22 protein-coding genes and 1 pseudogene are annotated in these 22,830 nt (G+C 67.9%); 16 read left to right on the forward strand and 7 right to left on the reverse strand.

Translation table 11 applies throughout. The features are described from left to right. Positions 1-281 precede the first annotated feature (281 nt). Positions 282-464 carry a hypothetical protein gene (locus tag F1734_RS09155; RefSeq protein WP_040275569.1) on the forward strand — a complete coding sequence of 61 codons (183 nt, stop codon included), beginning with the start codon at positions 282-284 and terminating at the stop codon, positions 462-464. A 347-nt stretch (positions 465-811) separates the two neighbouring features. Here the strand turns inward: F1734_RS09155 and F1734_RS09160 are convergent, their stop codons facing one another. After that, a complete protein-coding gene (locus tag F1734_RS09160; protein WP_203011545.1) occupies positions 812-2,056 on the reverse strand; it encodes an IS256 family transposase in 1,245 nt (414 codons plus the stop codon). A gap of 413 nt (positions 2,057-2,469) precedes the next feature. Between F1734_RS09160 and F1734_RS09165 the strand changes: the two genes are divergently transcribed. The 4 genes from F1734_RS09165 to F1734_RS09180 all read left to right on the forward strand — a co-directional run bounded on the left by F1734_RS09165 (position 2,470) and on the right by F1734_RS09180 (position 4,095). After that, complete coding sequence (locus tag F1734_RS09165) at positions 2,470-3,093, forward strand: hypothetical protein (RefSeq protein ID WP_203011546.1); 624 nt, start codon at positions 2,470-2,472, stop codon at positions 3,091-3,093. A 266-nt stretch (positions 3,094-3,359) separates the two neighbouring features. After that, positions 3,360-3,524, forward strand: a complete 165-nt coding sequence (locus F1734_RS09170; RefSeq protein ID WP_203011547.1) for a hypothetical protein — start codon at positions 3,360-3,362, stop codon at positions 3,522-3,524. Then, entirely contained in the window at positions 3,521-3,814 is a 294-nt protein-coding gene (locus F1734_RS09175; protein ID WP_203011548.1) for a hypothetical protein, read from the forward strand. The genes F1734_RS09170 and F1734_RS09175 overlap by 4 nt, the downstream gene beginning before the upstream one ends. Before the next feature lie 2 nt (positions 3,815-3,816). Further along, on the forward strand, positions 3,817-4,095 hold the full coding sequence (locus F1734_RS09180; protein WP_203011549.1) for a hypothetical protein: 279 nt from the start codon (positions 3,817-3,819) through the stop codon (positions 4,093-4,095). A 23-nt stretch (positions 4,096-4,118) separates the two neighbouring features. Here the strand turns inward: F1734_RS09180 and F1734_RS09185 are convergent. Together F1734_RS09185 and F1734_RS09190 are read right to left on the reverse strand one after the other, a co-directional pair. Continuing rightward, positions 4,119-5,356 (reverse strand): annotated as a pseudogene (locus F1734_RS09185) (IS256 family transposase). Positions 5,357-5,405: 49 nt separating this feature from the next. Further along, positions 5,406-6,977, reverse strand: coding sequence for an IS1634 family transposase (locus tag F1734_RS09190; RefSeq protein WP_029547282.1), 1,572 nt, complete (start codon positions 6,975-6,977; stop codon positions 5,406-5,408). A 273-nt stretch (positions 6,978-7,250) separates the two neighbouring features. Here F1734_RS09190 and F1734_RS09195 point away from each other — a divergent pair, with 273 nt between their 5' ends. Further along, positions 7,251-7,466: a hypothetical protein gene (locus tag F1734_RS09195; RefSeq protein WP_203011550.1), complete on the forward strand. Its 216-nt coding sequence runs from the start codon at positions 7,251-7,253 to the stop codon at positions 7,464-7,466. Between the two features lie 53 nt (positions 7,467-7,519). On the opposite strand, the gene F1734_RS09200 is transcribed toward F1734_RS09195, so the two are convergent. Then, positions 7,520-8,896: a recombinase family protein gene (locus F1734_RS09200; protein ID WP_040275575.1), complete on the reverse strand. Its 1,377-nt coding sequence runs from the start codon at positions 8,894-8,896 to the stop codon at positions 7,520-7,522. A gap of 111 nt (positions 8,897-9,007) precedes the next feature. Between F1734_RS09200 and F1734_RS09205 the strand changes: the two genes are divergently transcribed. From F1734_RS09205 to F1734_RS09235, 7 genes are all read left to right on the forward strand, one after another. Next, on the forward strand, positions 9,008-9,964 hold the full coding sequence (locus F1734_RS09205) for an HpcH/HpaI aldolase/citrate lyase family protein (RefSeq protein ID WP_010592440.1): 957 nt from the start codon (positions 9,008-9,010) through the stop codon (positions 9,962-9,964). 132 nt (positions 9,965-10,096) lie between these two features. Beyond that, a complete protein-coding gene (locus tag F1734_RS09210) occupies positions 10,097-10,585 on the forward strand; it encodes a YflT domain-containing protein (protein WP_003936099.1) in 489 nt (162 codons plus the stop codon). Between the two features lie 136 nt (positions 10,586-10,721). Further along, positions 10,722-12,056, forward strand: coding sequence for an ABC transporter substrate-binding protein (locus F1734_RS09215; protein WP_203011551.1), 1,335 nt, complete (start codon positions 10,722-10,724; stop codon positions 12,054-12,056). A 77-nt stretch (positions 12,057-12,133) separates the two neighbouring features. Continuing rightward, a complete protein-coding gene (locus F1734_RS09220; protein ID WP_174557540.1) occupies positions 12,134-13,018 on the forward strand; it encodes a carbohydrate ABC transporter permease in 885 nt (294 codons plus the stop codon). Beyond that, positions 13,018-13,854 (forward strand): carbohydrate ABC transporter permease, encoded by an 837-nt coding sequence (locus F1734_RS09225; RefSeq protein WP_003936102.1) that lies wholly within the window; start codon positions 13,018-13,020, stop codon positions 13,852-13,854. The genes F1734_RS09220 and F1734_RS09225 overlap by 1 nt, the downstream gene beginning before the upstream one ends. Before the next feature lie 5 nt (positions 13,855-13,859). After that, on the forward strand, positions 13,860-15,029 hold the full coding sequence (locus F1734_RS09230; protein WP_010592436.1) for an ABC transporter ATP-binding protein: 1,170 nt from the start codon (positions 13,860-13,862) through the stop codon (positions 15,027-15,029). A 22-nt stretch (positions 15,030-15,051) separates the two neighbouring features. Beyond that, positions 15,052-15,861: a hypothetical protein gene (locus tag F1734_RS09235; protein ID WP_017681977.1), complete on the forward strand. Its 810-nt coding sequence runs from the start codon at positions 15,052-15,054 to the stop codon at positions 15,859-15,861. A 61-nt stretch (positions 15,862-15,922) separates the two neighbouring features. Here the strand turns inward: F1734_RS09235 and F1734_RS09240 are convergent, their stop codons facing one another. After that, entirely contained in the window at positions 15,923-17,431 is a 1,509-nt protein-coding gene (locus F1734_RS09240) for an MFS transporter (RefSeq protein WP_017681978.1), read from the reverse strand. A 123-nt stretch (positions 17,432-17,554) separates the two neighbouring features. Here F1734_RS09240 and F1734_RS09245 point away from each other — a divergent pair, with 123 nt between their 5' ends. Both F1734_RS09245 and F1734_RS09250 read left to right on the forward strand, forming a co-directional pair. Beyond that, positions 17,555-18,661 (forward strand): winged helix DNA-binding domain-containing protein, encoded by a 1,107-nt coding sequence (locus F1734_RS09245; RefSeq protein ID WP_017681979.1) that lies wholly within the window; start codon positions 17,555-17,557, stop codon positions 18,659-18,661. Between the two features lie 84 nt (positions 18,662-18,745). After that, positions 18,746-19,282: a DUF1360 domain-containing protein gene (locus F1734_RS09250; RefSeq protein ID WP_026138052.1), complete on the forward strand. Its 537-nt coding sequence runs from the start codon at positions 18,746-18,748 to the stop codon at positions 19,280-19,282. A 116-nt stretch (positions 19,283-19,398) separates the two neighbouring features. On the opposite strand, the gene F1734_RS09255 is transcribed toward F1734_RS09250, so the two are convergent. Both F1734_RS09255 and F1734_RS09260 read right to left on the reverse strand, forming a co-directional pair. After that, on the reverse strand, positions 19,399-21,096 hold the full coding sequence (locus F1734_RS09255; RefSeq protein WP_203011552.1) for a RecQ family ATP-dependent DNA helicase: 1,698 nt from the start codon (positions 21,094-21,096) through the stop codon (positions 19,399-19,401). Between the two features lie 182 nt (positions 21,097-21,278). Then, positions 21,279-22,124, reverse strand: a complete 846-nt coding sequence (locus F1734_RS09260) for a ParB N-terminal domain-containing protein (protein WP_010592429.1) — start codon at positions 22,122-22,124, stop codon at positions 21,279-21,281. Positions 22,125-22,218: 94 nt separating this feature from the next. Here F1734_RS09260 and F1734_RS09265 point away from each other — a divergent pair, with 94 nt between their 5' ends. Then, positions 22,219-22,806 carry a suppressor of fused domain protein gene (locus tag F1734_RS09265; protein WP_010592428.1) on the forward strand — a complete coding sequence of 196 codons (588 nt, stop codon included), beginning with the start codon at positions 22,219-22,221 and terminating at the stop codon, positions 22,804-22,806. Positions 22,807-22,830 lie beyond the last annotated feature (24 nt).

Genomic DNA, 22,830 nt, shown 5'->3' on the forward strand with positions numbered 1-22,830 from the left:
GCAACAGTTTTCGAACATGAACACCTTGCAATCCGATGCTCGATGCGTCATGCTGATCTGCAGATGCTCGCACCTTGCATCATTCTCAGAACCGGAGAACATATGAACTCGCTCGTTGGGAGCGTGCAGGAAGCCGCGGACCTCGTGGGCATTCCTCGCCGCACCATGTACCACCTCATCGCCACCGGCAAGGTCCGGGCCTAGCGAATCGGAGCCCGCAGCCTGCGGGTGGATCTCACCAGCGCGCTGGCAACCGTCCGCCCCGTCGGCGGGGCCGCCGAGTGACCCATGTTCCGGCTCGCGCCCTCGTCGCCAACCTGCACGAGTTCGGCCACACGGTGACCACAACCCAGCTCCGGCGGCTCGTATGCAGCCGCCACGTCGACGGTTACCGGGGCGGCCTCGACTGGATGGTCGACTTCTCGTCGTTCCGGGAGTTCATTGATCGCGGCGACCGACCCTAACGGTCAACGGACCGCACACCCTGATCAGACATGATTCATCGCCCTGCATTCATTGAATGACTGGCAGGGCATTCGCTTTCCGATACCAACTGGGATCCACCGAGCTGGTATCGCCAACCGAGTACACACATGCGCAACCTCGATCCCCGCATCGCTGCTGCTGTCGAGCGGGAAGTCGCCAAGGCCCCACGGCTCACGGATCAACAGCTCGCCGAAATCACGGCCCTGTTGCGCACGGGCACCGAAAATCCGCACCTTACCTCCTGCGACGCCGGTGAGCGCCGACCGTAATGGTCAAGTCCCGTGAGGTGGTGTACGACGTCGTCGCGTGATTCCTCGTCGGTGGATCAGGCGGTCAAGGCCGGTGTCACCTCCTCGGTGTCCTCGGTGACGCTGTCGGCGGGCTTATCGGTACGGGAGCGGGCGAGTACATCGAGGCCGAGGTAGCGGCGGCCTTCGATCCACTCGTCGTGCTGTTCGGCCAGCACCGCTCCGACAAGTCGGATCAGAGCGGTGCGGTCCGGGAAGATCCCCACCACGTCGGTCCGACGGCGGATCTCCTTGTTGAGCCGCTCCTGCGGATTGTTGGACCAGATCTGCCGCCAGATCTGCTTGGGGAACGCGGTGAACGCCAACAGGTCGACCCGGGCGGCGTCGAGGTGCTCGGCGACCTTCGGCAGCTTGGTTTCGAGGGCATCGATCACTCGATCATATTGGGCATGAACGGAATCCGCGTCGGGCTGGTCGTACACGGAGTGCAGCAGCGTCTTCACCCAGGGCCACGACGACTTCGGTGTGACGGCCATGAGGTTGGTCGCGTAGTGGGTGCGGCACCGCTGCCAGGACGCGCCCGGCAGGGTCGCGCCGATCGCCGCCACGAGGCCGGCGTGCGCGTCGGAGGTCACCAACTTCACCCCGGTCAGGCCGCGGGCGACCAACCCGCGGAAGAAGGTCAGCCAGCCGGCGCCGTCCTCGCTGGAGGTGACGTCCAGCCCCAGGATCTCGCGGTAGCCGTCGGCGTTGACCCCCACCGCGACCAGGGCGTGCACGTTCACCACCCGCCCGTTCTCCCGCACCTTGAGGACCAGGGCGTCGGCGGCGACGAACGTGTACGGCCCCTGATCGAGGGGTCGGTTGCGGAAGGCCTCGACCTGGGCGTCGAGATCTTTCGCCATCACGCTGACCTGGGACTTCGACAGCGAGGTGATCCCGAGGGTGTCGACGAGTTTTTCCATTCGGCGGGTCGAGACGCCGAGCAGGTAGCAGGTCGCAACGACCGAGGTCAGGGCACGTTCGGCCCGCTTGCGCCGCTCGAGCAGCCAGTCCGGGAAGTACGATCCGGACCGCAGCTTGGGGATGGCCACGTCGAGGGTGCCGACGCGGGTGTCGAAGTCGCGGTGCCGGTAGCCGTTGCGGCTGTTGGTGCGTTCGTCGGAGCGTTGGCCGTAGCCGGCGCCGCACAGGGCGTCGGCCTCGGCGCCCATCAGGGCGTGGACGAACATCGTCAGCAGCTCGCGCAGCAGGTCGGGGCTGGCGCCGGTGAGTCGGTCTTCGACAAGCTGGCGGAGGTCGATATCGTGGGCAGTGGTCATCGCGTGCTCTTTCGTCGAGTCGAGTTGGTAGCTCTCTCGAAGAATCACGCGGTGACCGTCTTTCGTTCGGTTACGACACGCCGGCCAGTTCGTTCAGGTCCGGTTCGTACACCATCTTCATGGACGCAACCACCGTAATCTGCACCAGTAGGCCATGCATCTGCCTACCCTTCACACGCGATGCTTGCCGGCGCGGTCACCGATCTGATTCCCGGTATGCAACATCGGGACTGTTACCGCACGGCACCAGTTCCACCGGCTCGTCCCAGAAGCGTAGACCGAGCCGGTGGATCAGATTTCCCTCCAGCAGAAGCCCCTCCAGGACCACTTCGAGGGCTCTCGAACTACGAAAGTAATTCTTGTGAAACAAGATAGCGCGTTTTGTCGCGCCAGGACGATGACGGTGCAGCGAGATGACTGACGCTCGATTGCCGGAACGGCTGCTCAACGATTACCGCGTCAACAGCCTTGCCGCGGAGGTGTGGCGTTCGTACACCCATTCACTGATGTTCGCCGTTTCCAACCGCACGGACGGTCACCTCACCCGGGCTCATCTGCCGATGATTCCGATGTTCCGACCGGGCGACGAAAACATCCTCGTGCAGTCCGGCCTGTGGATCGATCAGGGTGAGGGGTGGTGGATCGACCGTTTCGATCTCGATCAGACCACCAAGATCCAGCTCGAGGCGGTCGATCGTAAGCGAGTCATGGACAGGGAACGCAAGCGACGAGAGCGCGAGCGAGAAAAGACGAGGGCAGAACGCGAGAACGTATGCGGGCTCCCCGATCGCACTGTCACGCGTGACGTCCAGCGTGACAACACCGTGGCGATGTCACCGGGGAACCTGCCACCACGGAATCTGCGTATCGCCCCTGCCACCTGGGAAAACGGCCCGGAATTCGATGTCACGCGTGACATCCGGCGTGACATCAAAGGACAGGACAGGACAGGCCAGGACAAGAAGGGAGAAGTGTGTTCGATGAACGAAGCACATCCCGACGACGCCGCCCTCTTCGGATGGCGTGATGCCGGATAGCGCCGCCTGCGACAGGTGCGGCCTCGATCCGTGCGCCTGCCGCTACATCGCAGAACTGCGCGAAAACGGGCGCCTCGCGTGGCTGAGGGAAGCCGCCCTCGCCCAGGTGAACAAGCCACTACCTATCGGACCCGAAGGGCGACCCACGTACCACCGAGGGGGTTGCCCGTGCCCTCGATGCTGGTCACTGTGCGCCGCGTCTTGGCGCCGCTCCACGAACCCACCAACCTCGCCCACCATCCCCGACGCCTCTGAAAGGGGCAACGATGAGTGAACCCATCAGCAATCTGACCGGCTGCGGCTGCAACCTTGCATCGATCTGGTGCAAGCCGGGGAACCGCGCCGCGTATTGCGGCCGCACGATGGCCAAGATCCTCGAACGGGACGATCGACGCCGTGCTGCACTCACGGAGATCGAGAAGAGCGAATGACCACGATCCCCCACATGCCGGCACAGCGGCCCGAGGACCCTCGAGGATGGCTGACCTTCGACGGCCTGCTCCCCGAGCCTTGGCAGTCCGCCGAAGACTCCACCCTCGAAAACGATTTCCGCATTCGCGCCCGGCTCCGGCCTGCGACATCGACCGAACGTGCCCTGCTTGAGCACCTCGGCTACGAGTTGCCCGCCGATCTCATCACGCACGTGCAGTTTCTGTCGGCCACGGTTCGTCGTCGCACATGGCTGGACATCAAGATCCCCACTCCGAACACCGAAGGGTAGACATGACCATCACCACGAACACCGATTCCGGCGTCGAAAACACCGGCCTGGACGCCACGCAGACGAGCGAGCACCACCGAGTCGACACATCGTCCATCTCCGAGCAGACCGAAGCTCCGGAGGACACGAGTGGCAACGCCGAGGCTGCGAAGTACCGCCGCCGTCTCCGGGAGACCGAGGCGGAGCGCGATGCCCTCACCTCCCGCCTCGAAGCAATGCAGTACGCAGAGGCCCTGCGGCTCGCCGCCGACCTTGCCGAGCCTGGGGGTCTGTCAAGTTAACGGTGTAACTGGTTGAACTGTAGCTACTTTCGTCCAGCGGACAGGCGTCCGTCGAAGGTGATCTCGAAGGCGTTCAGTGCTGCCTTCCAGCGGTTGGACCAGCGTTGGCGGGCGGTGCCTTTGGGATCGAGGCTCATGATGGCCAGGTACACGCATTTCAGGGCCGCGGCCTCGGTCGGGAAATGACCGCGGGCCTTGACGGCCCTGCGGATTCGGGCGTTGACACTCTCGATGGCGTTGGTCGTGTAGATGACCTGTCTGATGGCGTTGTCGAACTGCAGGAACGGCACGAACTCGGCCCAGGTGTTGGTCCAGAGCCGGATGATCGCGGGATAGCGTTTCTCCCATTTGTCGCTGAACTCGGCGAACCGGTCCAGCGCGGCCTGCTCCGACGGCGCGGTGTACACCGGTTTGAGGTCCTTGGCGATCTCGGCCCAGTCCTTGCGGGAGGCGTAGGCGTAGGTATTGCGGAGGAGGTGGACCACGCAGGTTTGCACGATGGTCTGCGGCCACACCTGCCCGATCGAGTCGGGCAGATGCTTCAGACCGTCGCACACGACGATCAGCACATCCTGCACACCACGATTCTTCAGCTCCGACAACACCCGAAGCCAATACTTCGCCCCTCCCCGTCGCCGTGCTCGCCGGCCCATAATCCGAGGATGTCGCGGGTGCCGTCCACAGTCACCCCCATCACGACGTAGATCGGCCGGTTGGCCACGTTGCCGTCGCGGATCTTGACGTGGATGCAGTCGATGAACAGCACCGGATACACCGGGTCCAGCGGCCGGTTCTGCCACTCGGCCATGCCGTCCATCACCCGTTCGGTGATCGTCGAGATCGTCTGCTTGGACACCTCGGCGCCGTAGACCTCGGCCAGGTGCGCAGAGATCTCACCGGTGGTCAGTCCCTTGGCCGACAGCGAGATCACCATGTCCTCCACCCCGGTCAGCCGCCGCTGCCGCTTGGCCACGATCTTCGGCTCGAACGAGGAGTCCCGGTCCCGGGGTACGTCGAGCTCGACCGGGCCGGCCTCGGTCAGCACGGTCTTGGCGCGTCTGCCGTTGCGGGAGTTGCCGCTGCCCCTGCCGGCCGGGTCATTCTTGCCGTAGCCGAGGTGGTCGTCCATCTCGCCCTCGAGGGCGGACTCCACCACCAGCTTGGTCAACTTCGCCAGCAACCCGCCCTCGCCGGTGAGCTGGAGGCCTTCGGCCCGCGCCTGATCCACCAGTTCCTGCAGCCGGGCATCGCTGACACCCACAGGTGCCGAGTTCGATTCGTCCTCACGATCAATCCTGAGTTGCACCAGTTTAGTGTGCCAACCCTGATCGACGATTCGAGATTTCGAGGGAATCGAGGATGCTCGCGGCGTCGGCGGTGAGTGGATCGAGGGCGGTGTGCTCGTGGCCGGCGATCGAGATTGTGATTTCCTGCAGTGGACGCAGGGTCCGCACGATCTTCCGGATGGACATCCCGGTCTCGTCCTGCAGATAGCGTGAGATCGCCAACGCAGCGAACACGATGGTCAGGTGCGCCTCGATCGCATCCCGGGTGTGACTGAAGATCGGCCGGGCCCGCAGGTCGGTCTTCGACATCCGAAACGACTGCTCGACCTGCCACAGGTCGTGATACTTCGCCATCACCTCATGCGGGTTCATCACGTGCGCAGGAAGGTTCGTGGCGTAGCCTTTGAGCCCGACAAGGGAACGGGCCCGGGCGATGCCCGCCGTATCGAGGGTCTTGCCCTTCGCGGTGGTCTTGACGAACCGCGGCGATCGTGCAGCTCGGGTGCCGTCGATGACGGCCTTCGCCCGAGCTTCCTGAGCGTTCAACGTCTGGTTGTCCCGCACGGCGCGTTTGGCCGAGTACGCCCAGATCGCTCGCCACGCTGACGTGTCGGCGGGGTCCCACACCGGCTCGGCACGACGGTTGACATCGTTGACCACGCTCTTTGCGTGTCGCGGGGTGACCGTGTCGATGACCTGGCCGTCGGTGAACACGTCGCCGTTCCAGTGGAAATGACTGGCCAGATCCGAGGGTGCTTTCATCACCCGGGAACCGACGATGAACTTCAGTCCGGCAGCATCGAGGTCTTTCAGATTCGAGGCGGACAGCATGCCGGCGTCGGCAGCGATGACCATCTCCACGCCCTCGATATTGTGACGAGCCTGGAACTGGCGCACGATCGGCACGATCGTGCGGGTCTCGGCGTGGTTTCCTTCGAAACAACCGATTTCCAAAGGGAATCCGGTGCGGTCGACCAGCAGCCCGACGACGATCTGCGGGTCCACCCGACGTTCCTTCGAGTACCCGACCTTGCGCAGTTCGTCTTCCTTCTCTGCCTCGAAGTACAAGGTCGTAACGTCGTAGAGCAATAGGTTCAGGTCGCCCGCGGCGGCGGCGTGTTCGAAGCAGCGCTGCGCGATCCGGTCACGGTAGCCATGCTCGGTGCAGCGCTGCAGGGTCCGCACGAACGTGTTGCGGTGTGCGGGGACGATGCCGATCTCGCCGAGCACGCGACCCGTGTCGCTGACCGAGGTCGCTTCGACGATGCGGGCTGCCACCAGCTGGAAGAACGCCTCGTTGTCGATCACATCGAACCCGAGGTGCTGCCACGCGGTGTCGATGACCTCGATCAGCCAGCGGGAGCGCTTGCCGGTGATCACCGATGCCCCGCCGGTACCCGCCCCCAGGTCGAGATCGAGTTGCTGCTGGCCGGCAAGAAGTTTCTCGCGGGCGGTCTCGAGCAGAGCGGCGAGTTCACTGTCGGTATGCGCCGAGCCGAGGTGCTCGAGCACCTTGTCTCGGCGGCCTTGCTTAGCTGCGATCTGCACCGCGGTCGCGCCCGACGCGGTGCGGACTTTGCGGATGTAGGCAGCCACAGAGCGGGAGTCTACCGAGCCGTTAGTGTGCCATTTCCCGAACCCGCACCGCTGTCACCAGCACAAACGCCGGATCCGTCCCGAGAATCGGCCAACCTGGTGCAACTCAGGTGATCCACCAGTTCCTGCAGCCGGGCATCGCTGACACCCACAGGTGCCGAGTTCGATTCGTCCTCACGATCAATCACATCAGTCATGGTGGTGCATCTCCTTTCAGAGTTACACCGTTGTTCTTACAGTCCCGAGCCTGGCGACTTGTTCACGATTGGCGGGGTGACCACGGCAGATCTCCTCGACGAGGCCGGCGATATCGACACCGGCAAGGTCGCCGAGGCTGTAGACGCGCTGCTTGAGAAGAGGCCCGGATTGCACAAGGATGCTCGGCGGCCGGTGCAGCAGCGTTACCCGAATTTCGGGCAGAGCGCCCAGGGCTACCGGGGCGGTGGGGGCTCGGGCGTCACCTGGGCCGAGGCGTTGCGAGGCCGGTAGGCCGAAGGAGGTCAGACCCGAGATGTCATGCGGCCGGCCGGTGAGCTCTTTTCCTACGCGGATGGAGTCTTCCACTCGATACGGATGAGGTCCACGTTCGGCACGTTGGACCGCTGTGCTGGGTCGATCAGCACATGACACATTGCTCGAACGATTCCACGCTTCGATTCCATGGGTAGGTTTGCCCACAGTTCCGCGGCGTCGGGTCCGGCAATTTGAGCGGGGAGCAGCGAGCCGCCAAGGCTCTGGTTGGCTCGCGCTTCCGCGTCGGCGAGCTTTTCGCGTAACCCGTTCCGCAGTCGAAGGAATTCCTCTGGTTCAAGGTGCCCGTCGATAGCCTGCTGCTCATATGCCGCGAGGTTCGCCCTGATTGATCTGATCTCGGCGAACGCTTCCCGGCGCTGTGAATCATCGCCCGATTGGAGGGCTTGCGCGATATCGGGTCGAGAAAGCCGCTTTACCACGACAGCCTCCACGAACTCATCTACCACGCCCATCGAGCGTGCGACGCAGAATTTTCCGGTGCAAGCGTACGAACTGCTGCCGGATTTGTTCTTTCGGCGGCCCATCGGAGCGCCACACTTTCCGCACGATGCAATGCCGGTTAGTAGATGCACAGGCTCGGAGCCACGCTGCGTGAGCCGGTCGGGGTCGGTCAGAATCGCGGTGACAGCACTGTGCTCCTCGTCGCTGAGGATGGGCTGCCAAGTAGCAGGTACCTGCTTACCGTGATGCACTCGGATTCCCGCATACGTGGGGGAGAGTAGCTTCCGGCGCAGTTCTACGCTCGTCCAGTCCCGGCCACGGTTCGTTCGCCGCTCAGCGTTGAGCTGTTTCACGATTGCACGGAGGCTGCGGCCATCGCGCACCATTCTTGCGGCGTCACGCAGAACTTCAGCTTCCTCAGGACGCGGTACCCGAACACGGTTGCCGGCATCGTCTATTGCGGCTCGATAGCCGTACGGAATCTTGCCGTGGGGCTCCCCGGCGGCAGCGCGGGACTCCAAGCCTCGCAGAACGCGTACGCGGATCTGCTCAGCCTCCTTTTCGGCAAGCAACGCGTCGAGTCCGGTCGCAAACCTGTCGTCGCCTTGGGAGAGATCGAACGTGCGACCGGAGTAGCGCAACAGCACCCCGTGCTCCTCGCAGAGCCTGCGCAGCTCCACGTACGCCTCAAGGTCGCGGTGAGCGCGAGACGCCTCCCATGTGACCAGAACATCCGCGTCGACCAACAGGTTTTGAAGCCGTCTGTACTCGGGGCGGTCTTTTCCGGACCAGCGCGACGCGCCGATACCGTCTTCTCGAAGTTCGGCGATGATCGTCCACCCGTTTCGGGCGCAGTCCATCCGACAGGCGGCGATCTGATCGTCTACGCTTCGACCTTTTCCGGTCGGATCGGACGAAACTCTGGCATAGATCAACGCTCGCACATGTTGATGGTAGGGTACCGCTTTGGTACGTTCAGATTGCTCACTGCTGCCATGATGGTCAGGCTAGAACGTGCGGTCGTCGATTTCGGAACACGGAGGTCTGCCCAGCCCATGTCGTTCGACTTCAGGCCCCGCAGGTCCGTGCTCGCCGTTCCCGGCAGCAGCCGCAAGATGATCGACAAGGCCAAGGGCCTGCCTGCCGACGAGGTGTTCCTCGATCTCGAGGACGCCGTCTCCCCGCTGGCGAAGGAGCAGGCCCGCACGACGATCGTCGAGGCGCTGAACGAGGGCGGGTGGGGCGAGCAACTGAAGGTGGTGCGGGTCAACGACTGGACCACCGATGCCACCTATCTCGACGTCGCCACCGTGGTGGGTGGCGCCGGCGCGCACCTCGATGCGATCCTGCTGCCGAAGGTTCCCGACGCGAGCCATGTGCAGGCGCTCGATCTCCTGCTGACTCAGGTGGAGAAGGCCCACGGGCTCGAGGTCGGACGCATCGGTATCGAGCCGCAGATCGAGGACGCTCTCGGGCTGACCAACATCAACGCGATCGCCACCGCCAGCCCGCGCGTGCAGACGCTGGTGTTCGGCCCGGCCGACTTCATGGCGAGCATCAACATGCGCACCCTCGTCGTCGGGGAGCAGCCCGACGGCTACGACCGCGGCGACGCCTACCACCACATCCTCATGACCATCCTCATGGCGGCCCGGGCCCACGGGCTGCAGGCGATCGACGGGCCGTATCTCCAGATCCGCGACGTCGAGGCGTTCCGGCGCTCCGCGCAGCGGACCGCGGCCCTCGGCTTCGACGGCAAGTGGGTGCTGCACCCCAGCCAGATCGACGCCGCGAACGAGGTCTTCAGTCCGCGGCAGGAGGACTACGACAAGGCCGAGATGATCCTCGACGCCTACGAGTGGCACACCTCCGCGGCTGGCGGCGCGCGCGGCGCCGCGATGCTCGGGGACGAGATGATCGACGAGGCCAGCCGCAAGATGGCGCTGGTGATCTCGGCGAAGGGCCGGGCAGCCGGAATGGCCCGCACCACGACGTTCGAGCCGCCGCAGTAGGCGGCTGCGCCGCCGGTGTGTCCTTTGGGCGGTGGGAGCAGCCCAAAGGACGCACCGGCGCCGAAGGCGCAGACGGGCAGAATGGACAGGGTGCGCCGGATCGGGGCGCGCAGTCACGAGAAGGAGCCGAAGATGACCAACCCCCTCGGACAGCCGGGACGCGCCACGCCGGGCCTGCCGACTCCGCCGAGCGGCTGGCCGGTCGGTTCGTACACGACCTACGCCGAGGCGCAGCGCGCTGTCGACCATCTCTCGGACCAGTCCTTCCCGGTCGAGGACGTCACCATCGTGGGTGTCGATCTCATGCAGGTCGAGCGGGTCACCGGCCGGTTGACGTGGGCGAAGGTGATCGGCGGCGGCATCGCCTCCGGCGCCTGGCTCGGTCTGTTCTTCGGTCTGCTGCTCGGGATCTTCTCGACCGATTTCCTCGGCCCCCTGCTCGTCGGCATGGTCGGTGGCATCGTCTTCGGCCTGATCTCCACGACCATCCCGTACGCCGCGACGCGCGGCCAGCGCGACTTCTCGTCGACGATGCAGCTGGTGGCCGGCCGCTACGACGTGCTGTGCGCGCCGCGCAACGCGGAACGGGCACGGGACCTGCTCGCCAAGCTCGCGTTGTAGACCGTTCGATCACAGTTCCGTTCCGGGCGGCAGTTGAGTCGCGCGGCGGCGTCCGGTGCGTTACGTTCGCACCAAGTGTGACGGAAGTCACCGTCGCGCAGGACGACGGCTGGAGGCTGTGGTGCGGAGACGGGCGGTGCGGGTCGTACTGGTGGGCGCCGCGGCGGTGTTCGCCCTGTCGTCGGTCGCGGCGTGCGGCAGCGAGTCCGACGGGACGGTACTGAGCTTCTACACCGCCGCCGACGGCGCGGAGCAGTACGCGGCCGCGGCGGCGAACTGCACCGCCGCCGCCGGTGGCCGGTACACCATCGAGCAGCGCACCCTGCCCAAGGGCGCCGACGACCAGCGGCTGCAGCTCGCGCGGCGGCTCACCGGCGGGGACGACACCCTCGACCTGATGACACTCGACGTCGTGTGGACGGCCGAGTTCGCCGAGGCGGGCTGGGCGCTGCCGCTGCCGCCGGACGTCGCGGCCGCGGTGTCCGAAGGCACCCTCGCCGGACCGCTGGAGTCCGCCACGTGGCAGGGCACCCTCTATGCGGCACCGCTGAACACCAACACCCAGTTGCTCTGGTATCGCAAGGACCTGATGCCCGACGGGCGGCCACCGCAGACGTGGGACGAGATGATCGACATCGCGAGCGGGCTCGCGGCCGAGGGCCGCCCCAGCTGGATCGGGGTGCAGGCCCGCCAGTACGAGGGCCTGATGGTGTGGTTCAACACCCTGCTCGCCAGCGCCGGCGGATCGGTCGTGGCAGAGGACGGCACCACCGTCACCGTGGCCGACGGTGACGCCGCGGTGACGGCTCTGGACATCATGAAGCGGGTGGCGACCGCGCCCGGTGCGGACCCGTCGCTGAACCAGTCCGACGAGGCCGCTGCGCGTCTCGGTATGGAGAGCGGCAAGGCCGCGTTCCAGGTGAACTGGCCGTTCGTCTACCCCGGCATCGTCGAGAACTCCGAGAAGGGCTTTCTGCCCTTCGTCGACGAGAACGGCAACGTGACCGCCGAGAACACCGGCAACACGGTCCTGACGGTGAACGGCGAGCAGAACTTCCTCCCCGCCCCGTACCCGTCGGTGGTCCCCGGCAAGCCGGCCGAGGTCACGATCGGCGGGTTCAATATCGGGGTCGCCCGCACCACCAGGTATCCCGACCTCGCGTTCGAAGCCGTGCAGTGCCTGCGCAACGAGGAGAACCAGCGCAACAACGCCGTCGACGGCGGTGTCCCGCCCACGCTGGCATCGCTGTACGACGATCCGGAGTTCCAGCAGGCATACCCGATGTGGCGGGAGGTGCGCGAGAGTCTCGAGAACGCGGCGGTGCGCCCGGTTTCGCCTGCGTATCAGAGCATTTCGACGCTCATCACCGCGACTCTCAATCCGGTCGACCAGATCGACCCGCCGCGCACGGTCGACGAACTCGCCGAGCAGGTCCGCAAGGCGGTCAATTCGGAAGGGCTGATCCCGTGACCACCACGCCCGCAACCCGACCCGTCCCACCGGCCGAGGGCGACCGGCCCGTATCGTCCGAGCGCGGGAAAGTTGTTCTGTCCGAAGGGAAGAAGGCCGAACGCCGACTCGGGCTGTGGCTGGTCGCGCCCGCGGCGCTGATGATGCTCGCCGTCACCGCCTACCCCGTGGGGTACGCGGTGTGGCTGAGCCTGCAGCGGTACGACCTGCGCTTCCCCGACGAGCGTGAATTCGTCGGATTCGCCAACTACGTCTCGGTCCTCACCGATGCGTTCTGGTGGCAGGCCTTCTTCGTCACCGCCGGCATCACCGTCGTGTCGGTGGCGATCGAATTCGTCCTGGGGCTGGCGCTGGCGCTGATCATGCACCGCACCATCGTCGGCAAGGGCACCGTCCGCACCGTGGTGCTGATCCCGTACGGGATCGTCACCGTCGCCGCCGCCTACAGCTGGTACTACGCCTGGACGCCGGGCACCGGCTACCTGGCGAATCTGCTCCCCGAGGGCAGCGCCCCACTGACCGAACAACTTCCGTCACTGGCGATCATCGTGCTCGCCGAGGTGTGGAAGACCACCCCGTTCATGGCGCTGCTGCTCCTCGCCGGGCTGGCGCTCGTCCCGGACGACCTGCTGCGCGCGTCCCAGGTCGACGGCGCGGGTGCGTGGACCCGGCTGACCAAGATCATCGTCCCGCTGATGAAGCCGGCGATCCTGGTGGCGCTGCTGTTCCGCACGCTCGACGCGTTCCGCATCTTCGACAACATCTACGTCCTCACGCGCGGGTCGAACGGCACGGGCTCGGTGTCGATCCTCGGCTACGACAACCTGTTCAAAGCATTCAACCTGGGCATCGGCTCGGCGATCAGCGTCCTGATCTTCCTGTGCGTGGCGATCATCGCGTTCATGTTCATCAAACTGTTCGGGGCCTCGGCGCCCGGCTCCGATGCGGAAGGGAAGCGGTGATGACGACGACCGAAACCCCGCGGCGCAAACTGAGCTGGTCGGCAGTGAACCTGCTCGTACTGCTGTACGCACTCGTGCCGGTGCTGTGGATCGCCAGCCTGTCGTTCAAGCCGGCCGGCACGATCAAGGACGGGCGCTTCATCCCCCAGGAATGGACCCTGGACAACTACCGCGGCATCTTCCGCACCGACGCATTCACCAGCGCACTGATCAACTCGATCGGCATCGGACTGATCGCCACGGTGATCGCGGTGGTCATCGGCACCATGTCGGCGTACGCGATCGCCCGTCTCGACTTCCCGGGCAAGAAGATCCTCGTCGGTGTCGCGCTGTTGATCGCGATGTTCCCGCAGATCTCGCTCGTCAGCCCGCTGTTCGACATCATCCGCAGACTCGGGCTGTTCGACACCTGGGCGGGCCTGATCATCCCGTACATCACCTTCTCCCTGCCCCTGGCGATCTACACGCTCTCGGCGTTCTTCAAGGAGATCCCGTGGGAACTCGAGAAGGCCGCCAAGATGGACGGCGCCACACCCGGGCAGGCCTTCCGGAAGGTGGTGGCGCCGCTCGCGGCGCCGGGCATCGTCACCGCCGCGATCCTGGTGTTCATCTTCTGCTGGAACGACCTGTTGTTCGCGATCTCGCTGACGTCCACCGAGCGGTCCATCACCGCGCCCGCGGCAATCGCGAACTTCACCGGAGCCTCCCAGTTCGAGGAGCCCACCGGCTCGATCGCGGCGGCCGCGGTGGTCATCACCATTCCGATCATCGTGTTCGTGCTGATCTTCCAACGTCGCATCGTGGCCGGCCTGACGTCCGGCGCAGTGAAGGGATGACCCACATGGCTGAAATCGTGCTGGACAAGGTGACCAAGCTCTACCCCGACGGGGCGCGAGCGGTCAGCGACGTGGACATGACGATCGCCGACGGCGAGTTCATCATCCTGGTCGGCCCCTCGGGCTGCGGAAAGTCGACGACGCTGAACATGATCGCCGGCCTCGAGGACATCTCCTCCGGCGAGTTGCGGATCGGGGGCGAGCGGGTCAACGAGAAGGCGCCGAAGGACCGCGACATCGCGATGGTGTTCCAGTCGTATGCGCTGTACCCGCACATGACCGTCCGGGAGAACATCGCCTTCCCGCTCACCCTGGCCAAGGTCCCCAAGGACGAGGTCGCGCGAAAGGTGGAGGAGGCGGCGAAGATCCTCGACCTGACCGGCCACCTCGACCGCAAGCCGTCGAACCTGTCGGGCGGGCAGCGACAGCGGGTGGCGATGGGACGGGCGATCGTGCGCAATCCCAAGGCGTTCCTCATGGACGAGCCGCTGTCCAACCTCGACGCCAAGCTGCGGGTGCAGATGCGCACCGAGATCGCCCGGCTGCAGAAGCGCCTGGGCACCACCACGGTGTACGTCACCCACGATCAGACCGAGGCCATGACGCTCGGGGACCGCGTGGTCGTCCTCCGCGGCGGGCTGGTGCAGCAGATCGGTGCCCCGCAGGAGCTCTACGACCGGCCGAAGAACCTGTTCGTGGCGGGGTTCATCGGCTCGCCGTCGATGAACTTCTTCGCCGGCCGGCTCGACGGTGACAGAGTGCGCACCGCGATCGGGGACTTCACGCTGCCGGCCGAGCGGTGGGCGGCCGTGCAGAAGCACGATCCGGGACGTGACGTCGTCGTCGGCATCCGGCCCGAGCACTTCGAGGACGCCGCGCTCCTGGACCCGGCGCAGCGCGAGCAGGGCACCATCTTCACGGTCGACATCGACGTGCTCGAATCCATGGGGTCGGACAAGTACGCGTACTTCACCGTCGAGTCCCCGGAGCTGCATTCGAGCGACCTCGACGATCTGGCAGCCGATGTGGGCGTCGCCGATCTCGCCGGCGGCTCGATGGTCGCGCGGCTGCCCGCCGAGTCCGACGTCGCGAAGGGCCGGCCGGTGCAGCTGTGGTTCGATCCGGCGAAGGTTGCCCTGTTCGACCAGGCGACGGGGGAGAACGTCACCCTCTGACCGAGGAGTGCATAGTAGGCCGGTGGACCTCGACGACATCGCCGACGAGCTGTACGGGCTCGATCCGGGTGAGTTCACCGCGGCCCGTAAGGAGTACGTCGCCCGTGCCCGCGACGCCGGCGACCGGGAACTCGCGGCGGCGGTCGGCCGGCTGCGCAAGCCGACCGTGTCGGCGTGGCTGGTGAACCTCCTCGTCCGCGAGAGACCCGAGGAGATCACGGCCCTGCTCGGACTCGGCGAGGCCCTGCGTACCGCGCAGCGTCAGCTCTCCGGAGCCGAGCTGCGGCGGCTGTCCACCCAGCGACGGCGGGTGATCGGTGCGCTCGAGAAGACGGCCTCCCGGCTCGCCGCCGAGCACGGTCGGCGGGCATCCGAAGCCGCGCTGCGCGAGGTGGGCCAGACCCTGCACGCCGCACTCGCCGAGGCCGAGCTGGCCGAGCAGGTGCGCGGTGGCCGACTCGAGACGCCGCTGGACTACAGCGGGTTCGGACCGGTCGGACTGTCGGTCGTTCCGCCCGCGCCGGAACGGAAGGGCACCGGGGCGGACGACATCGAGGAGGCCGAGCGCACGCGGCGAGCGCTGGAGGCCGCCGTCGCCGAGGCGGAAACGGCGCGGAACACCGCCGACGAGGCCCGGTCGGTGGCGGAGCGCGCACGTGCCGCGGTCGAACAACTCGACGAGCACGTCGCGCGGCTGCGCGAGGAGCTGGGCCGGGTGGAACACCAGCGCGAGTTCGCGCGACGCACCGCCCGGACGGCCGACGAGGACGCCGCGAAGGCCGAGGAGGCGGCGCAGCAGGCGGAGGAGGCGGTGCGCGCACTGCAGGGTTGAGCGGACGCAGAACGGGAAAGGGCTGAGGACGCCCGGTTCCGTCCCGTTCCCGACCGCGAGGTCAGCCCCGGCGGACCGCGTCGGTCTGCCCGGTCGCGGTGTGCTCCGCCGCGAGACCGGACACCGTGCTCCATTCGGCGGCCAGGGCCGTCGCCTCGACCTCGTCCTCCTCGCGGTCGCTCAGTGCGCGCGTGGCCGGTCGCCCGCCGATGAGAACGAGCAGTGCGGCCACGGCCGCGGCCGCGACACCCAACCCGAATGCCGCGACGAATGCGCTCTCGCGGACGACGCCCGTGCCGCGAACGGTCAGCGTGGCCAGCAGGGTCGTGACCACCGCACTGCTGAGCGAACTGCCCACCGTGCGGGCGATGGAGTTGATGCTGTTCGCAACCCCGGTCTGATCGGGACGGATCTCGGCGACGAGCAGGGCGGGCAGTGCGGCATAGGCGAGGCTGACGAAGGTGGTCACGAGGATGCCGGAGACGATCAGCTGCCAGCTCCGGTCGTGCACGACCGCCACCAGGGCGAAGCCGGCGATCCCGAGAATGCACGCTCCGATCAGCACCCATCGGGCGTCGAACCGGTGGATGAGCCGGCCCGCGAGTGCCGCGGCGACCACCCCGACGAGCGCGCCGGGCAGCATGTACACCGCGGTCGCCTCGAGCACGGTGGCGCCGAATCCGTATCCGGCGACGGCGGGCGGCGTCTGCACGAAGTACGCCGTCGCGAGGAAGCTGACGAACATGGCCATGCCGACGAGGAACGCGGCGCCGTGCACCACGAACACCGGCCGATCGGTGAGCATCCGCGGCGGCACGAGCGGCTCGTCGACGTGCCGTTCGAAGAGCAGCCACGCCGCGAGCACGGCCAGCCCGAGTGCGGCGCTCCCGAGGGTGAGCGCCGACGCCCAACCCCACGTTCCGCCCTCGGACAGGGCCAGCAGCACCAGCGCCAGTCCGACGGCCAGCAGGATCGCGCCGAGCCAGTCGATCCGTCCGTCCGCGGACCGCGGTCGTCGCGGCACGACGAGGAACGCGCTCAGCAACGCGACGGCGTTGAACGCCGCCACCAGCCAGAACACGCGACGGTAGTCGCCGCCCGAGACCATCAGGCCGGTGAGCACCATGCCGATCGCGCCACCGACGCCGAGCGTTCCGGAGAACAGGCCCATCGCCCCGATCAACCGCTGCGGCGGCAGTTCGGCCCGCAGCACGGCAATGCCGACGGGGAACAGCGCGAACGACACGCCCTGCAGGACCCGGCCGATCAGCAGGAGCGTGAACGAGTCCGCGGCGGCGCACAGCAGCGAACCGACGAACACCACGACGAGGACGGTGAGCAGGACCGGGCGTTTGCCGCGCAGATCGGCCAGCCGGCCCAGCAGGGGAGTGGTGACGGCGGCCGCGAGCAGGTTCGCGGTCAGGACCCAGCCCGCGGCGGTCGTGCTCACCCCCAGCTGTTCCTGAATGGTGCCGACGATCGGTACGACGGACGTCTGCATCACGGCGATGGTGGTGACGATGAAGCACAGCACCGGAACCAGCAGCCGCGCACCTCTCGGATCGGACATCGGCTCTCCTCGACGCTGCAACATGAAACTAAACTCAACTAAACATCTACCGGACGCTCGGTTGCCCCGTCCAGGTGCAGGCGCCGACGAGGCCGTGTCGGTCCGCCGTGGCAGGGTGTTCCCGTGACGCCGCGCACCCTCACCGTCCGTGCTCTCGGCCGCGCCACCCTCGCCCGTCAGCATCTGTTGCATCGTGCCGACCTCCCGGTGCTCGACGCGGTCGAGCACCTGCTGGGCCTGCAGGCGCAGGCCCCGACACCGCCCTACTTCGCGCTGTGGGCGCGGTTGCGGCGGTTCCGGCCCGCGGCCCTCGCCGACCTCATCGAGGGACGGCACGTGGTGCGCACCGTACTCATGCGCGGCACGGTCTTCGCAGTCTCGGCCGCCGACGCTGCGGCGCTGCGGGACTGGGTCCAGCCACTGCTGGACCGGGACCTGGCCACCAACACCCAGTACGCGGCCGGTCTGGCCGGGGTGGACCTGCGTGAGCTCGCCGCGGCAGGCCGCGACCTGCTCGGCGACGCCCCCCGCAGCCTGCAGGAGCTGCGCCCGTTGCTCGCGGAGCGATTCCCCGGCCGCGATCCGGCCGCGCTCGCCTACGGGCTGCGGAACCTGCTCCCGCTGGTGCAGGTGCCGCCGCGGGGGCTGTGGGGGCGCTCCGGGCAGCCGCGACTCACCCCGCTCGACGAGTGGACCGGTCGCGGACCGGCACGGCCGGACCCGGCCGTCGTCCTCCGGCGATACCTCGCCGCCTTCGGGCCCGCGAGCGTGCGCGACGCCCAGGCCTGGTCGGGGCTGACGCGGCTCGGGGAGGTGTTCGAACGGCTGCGCCCGTCGCTCGAGGTGTTCCGGGACGAGAACGGCGTCGAGCTGTTCGACCTGCCCGACGCCCCGCGCCCGGATCCGGCGACACCGGCGCCGGTGCGGATCCTCGCGCCGTACGACAACGTCCTGCTCTCGCACGCCGACCGGACCCGGATCGTCTCCGACGAGCACCGTCGCCGGATCGTGACGCAGAACGGCATCGTGCGCTCCGCCGTCCTCGTCGACGGGACGGTCGCCGGAACCGCGAAACTGGCCGTCGCGAAGGACTCGGCCGTACTCGAGGTGACCCCGTGGCGGCGCCTGACGGCCCGGCAACGCTCGGCGGTCGAGGCGGAGGGGCTGCGGCTGGCGCGGTTCGGCGGGGCGACCGCCCCCACGCACGAGGTGCGATTCCCCGCGGGGTAGCGGAGAGGCGTGGCGGCAGCCGTGCGTGGGTACAGCCGTGCGTGGGTACTACTGCGCGGACCGAGCTACGTGCAGGAGAAGCAGATGAGCAATCAGACCGAGACGTCCGTCGACCTCGTCGACGCCGTCCGCGAACAGACCCGCGAGTACACCGGCGGGGAGGACATACCCCTCCGGGGCTACACGAAGGTCCTCGCCGGGTACAGCACGCTGGTCACCGTCGCGGTGATCGCCGCGGTGGTCACCGGGCGTCGACTGCCGGAGCGTCTGAGCGGGCAGGACCTCGTCGTGCTCGCCCTCGGCACGCACAAGCTGTCGCGCACGGTGACGAAGGACGCGGTGACCAGCCCCATTCGCGCGCCCTTCACGCGCTACAAGGAGCAGGGCGGCCCGGCCGAGGTGATGGAGGAGGTCCGCGGACCGAGCAACAGTCTCCGGCACAGCCTGGGCGAGTTGCTGAGCTGCCCCTTCTGCTTCGACATGTGGGTCGCGACGTTCTTCACCATCGGAATGGTCTTCGCACCGCGTCCGACCCGGCTCGTCGCCGGGCTGTTCGCCGCCCTCGCCGGGGCAGACTTCCTCCAGTTCGCCTACGCGAAGGCGCAGCAGAGCGTCGAGTGAGGGCCGCCGTCCGAGGGTGGGGCAGGATTACCGCGCCGGTTCGGAATCCGCCCACGCCACGGCGGGGGCGGATTCCGAAGTCGCGGGCGGATTTACGGGGCGCCCCCTGGGATCCGTCAGGCGATGTCCGGCTCCGGTTCGGGCTCCGAGTTCTCGGGGCGCAGCAGATCGTGCTCCTCCACCGCCTCGAGCGACAGCGTGCGGTAGCCGTACTCGTCGAACAGCACGGTGATCCGGTCCGGCTCCGCGCTCATCACCTCGCCGGGACCCCACTGCGCGTGCACCACTCGGGTGTGCAGCGGAATCGGCTCGTAAGGACCGTGTTTCGGCGATTCCGGTCGGTGCTCGTGGATTCCCTCGCGGCAGCAGTCACAGTGCCCGCACGGATCGGGCAGCGACTCGCCGAAATACCCGAGCAGGAACTGCCTGCGGCAGCCACGGGTTTCGGCGTAGCCCCGCATCATCTCCACGCGCGAGCGGTCCATCCGTTCACCGACCGCGGCCACCTCGGCCGCGCGGCGGACGGCGATCTCCACCTCGACGGTGCGTGCGGTGAGCCCCTTGCGTCCCGAGGAGACCACACCCGCGCGTTCGAGCAGGTTGACCGCGTTGGTGAGGGTTCGTCCCCGGATATCCAGTTCGGCGCGAAGGTCTTTCAGTCGCTTCGGTGACTTCGCGCGCGTCAGCGCGGTGAAGGCCCGGCCGAGCAGGTCCTCGTCCGGACGGTGGGTGGTGAAGAACTTCGCGAGCGACAGGTCCTCGGGCCGGTAGAACAGCAGCGCCTTCGCCTCGAGCCCGTCGCGGCCGGCGCGGCCGATCTGCTGGTAGTAGCTGTCCACGGAATCCGGCGCGGAGGCGTGTGCGACGAACCGCACGTCGGGCTTGTCGATGCCCATGCCGAACGCGGAGGTCGCCACCACCACCTCGAGTTCGTCGTCGAGGAATCCGTGGTGCACCCGCTCGCGCGTGGCCGCCGGCAGACCGGCGTGGTACGCGGCCGCCCGCAGTCCCCGTTCGGTCAGCTCGGCCGCGTAGAATTCGGCGTCCTTGCGGGTCGCGGTGTACACCAGCCCGGGGGTCTCGAGTCCGGCGACGGTCTCGACCACCGCCCGGCGCTTGTCGGCGTCGGCGGTGTACCGCTCGACGGCCAGGTCGATGTTGGGCCGGTCGAACCCGCTGGCGATGACCACCGGGTCGCGCAGGCGCAGCTCCTCGACGATCTCCTGCCGCACCGGCGGCGACGCGGTGGCCGTGAGCGCCACCACCGGGGGCCGGCCGAGGCGGTCGAGCGCATCGGCCAGACGCAGGTAGTCGGGCCGGAAGTCGTGACCCCACGCGGACACGCAGTGCGCCTCGTCGACTACCACGAGGGAGACGCGGGCGGCGGCGAGCCGGGCCACCACCTCGTCGTTGGCGAGCTGTTCCGGCGCCAGGAAGACGTACTCCACGGTGCGCTCACGGATCGTCTCCCACGCGGCTGCGGTCTCCGAAGCCCGCTGCCGGGAGTTGATCGCGACCGCGTCCGGCGCCGAGGTGGCGTCGAGCCCCGCGATCTGATCGTTCTGCAGCGCGATGAGCGGGGAGATCACCAGGGTGGTGCCCTCGATCAGCAGCGCCGGCACCTGGTAGATCGCCGACTTGCCCGATCCGGTGGCCATCACCGCGAGCACGTCCCGGCCCTGCACCAGTGGTTCCATCGCGTCGAGCTGGCCGGGACGCAGCGCCTTCCAGCCGAACACGCGGCGCGCGGCCGCGCTCAGCTCGGTCCGGACGTCCCGGGTGGTGTCCGCTGCGTCCTGCACGGTCGCCGTCAAGCGCGTTCTCCTGTCGTGGGCCCGGTCCTGCCGACCAGGGTACGGAGCGCGGGGTCCCCCCGCGCGGACCGGCGCCGGCACGTTGCTCGACCGGCCCGGGCGTCCGCGCGCCCGGCGGACGTCCTCGGTGGCTGCCGGGGGCATACCTCCGGCGCCGCGGGATCAAACCGGCCGGCGTGCGCTCACCGGGGGGCCCGCCGCTTCAGCCGCTCGATGATCTCCTCGTTCCACACGTGCCGCCGCACGAGCCGGTACCGTTCGCCGGCCAGCCACAGGTACGCCTCGGCGTCGGTTCGGGTGCGCAGCATCCCCGCCGCCCGCACCATGTCGACCACGGGCACGAACTCCTCGTCGAACCAGCGCTGCGCCACCACGTCGCGGGTGAGGAACTCGCCGCGCTCCTGCATGAGCCGGAAACCCCACGCCTCGATGCACTCGGCCAGCTCGGCGTAGTCCCACGGGTCCCGGACGGTCACCGCGTCGCGCCGCTCGCCGGTGAGTGGCACCCGGCTCAGGAACATCCGGTAATGGTCCTTCCGCATCAGGTCCGAGTGCTGGCTCACCCCCTCGGGCGAGATCCGGGTGACGATCTCGGTCACGTAGGCGTCGATGGTCGCGTCCCCGCGGGCGTAGGCGATGGAGACGCGATGGTGCCCGTCCACCACGAAGTGCATCGACCCGACCCGGTACACCGTGATCGGCGGCACGGCCTCGCCCCGGCGGCGGGCCGTGGCCAGCTTCTCCCATCGCTGGCGCAGCCGGGCCGACGTGGGCCGGAACCGCCGGTCGAAATCCTCGGTCCGGTCCACGCTGCCGACGATCGAGGCCACGTCGATGCTCTGCAGCCCCAGACGCCGTTCCCCGACCCGGCCCAGCGCCCGCACGACGGCGTCGAACGGCAGCACGGCGTTGACGTCCCCGGGTTCGCGGCGAAGCCAGGCGATCAGTCGCGCGTACTCGGCGCGCCGGCGCTGCCGGGAGAAGTCGTCGCCGGCATCGGCGCCGGGGAAGCCGGTGTCTCGCACCATGACACGACGGTACCGGCGGACGGGCTCCCGGTGACCCGGATCGGTGCGGGACGCACCGGCGGCACGAGCCCCGCGCCGGGTCTACATTGCAGGGGTGATCGACGCCGTGCTGCCCGCCGTCCGTGCCCATCTCAGCGCCCGCTTCGGGGGCGCCGAGCCGGAGACGGCGTCCGTGACGTTCCTCGGACTCGAACCCGTCGAGGTGCTGCGGTTCCGCGTGGAACAGCCGGACCTCGTGCGGTTCGCGACCCTGGGGTGTTCGCGGCATCCGATGGGCGACCCCACCGCGACGGTCGCCGACCCGACGCGGGGGCCGCGCGCCGAACTGATTCTGAGCATGCGCGGCCTCACCGGCACTCTGCCGGGGCTGGTCCGCACGCTCGCGACGCTCGCGGCACTGCCCGCGGTGGAGGGCGTCGTCCTCACCGACGACGCCCTGCTCGACCTGGGGGAGCCGTTGTGGCAGGGGGCACCCTTCACCGCGGTGATGCTCGAGCCGAGCGACGTCCCCGAACTGGTACTGCCCGAGCCCGCCGACCCGGTGCGGTTCTTCGAGGTGATCCCGCTGACGGGCACCGAGGCCGCGTGGAAGCGGTTGCGCGGCGGCGACGCGCTGCGCGAGGCGTGGTCGGAGGCCGGCATCGACGTGCGGGACCCGAACCGCGCCCCGGCCCGAATGTGACGGGAGCCCGAATGTGACGGGCGC

This window comes from Rhodococcus ruber, from assembly GCF_016804345.1.
In the GTDB taxonomy this organism is placed as follows: Bacteria; Actinomycetota; Actinomycetes; order Mycobacteriales; family Mycobacteriaceae; genus Rhodococcus; species Rhodococcus ruber.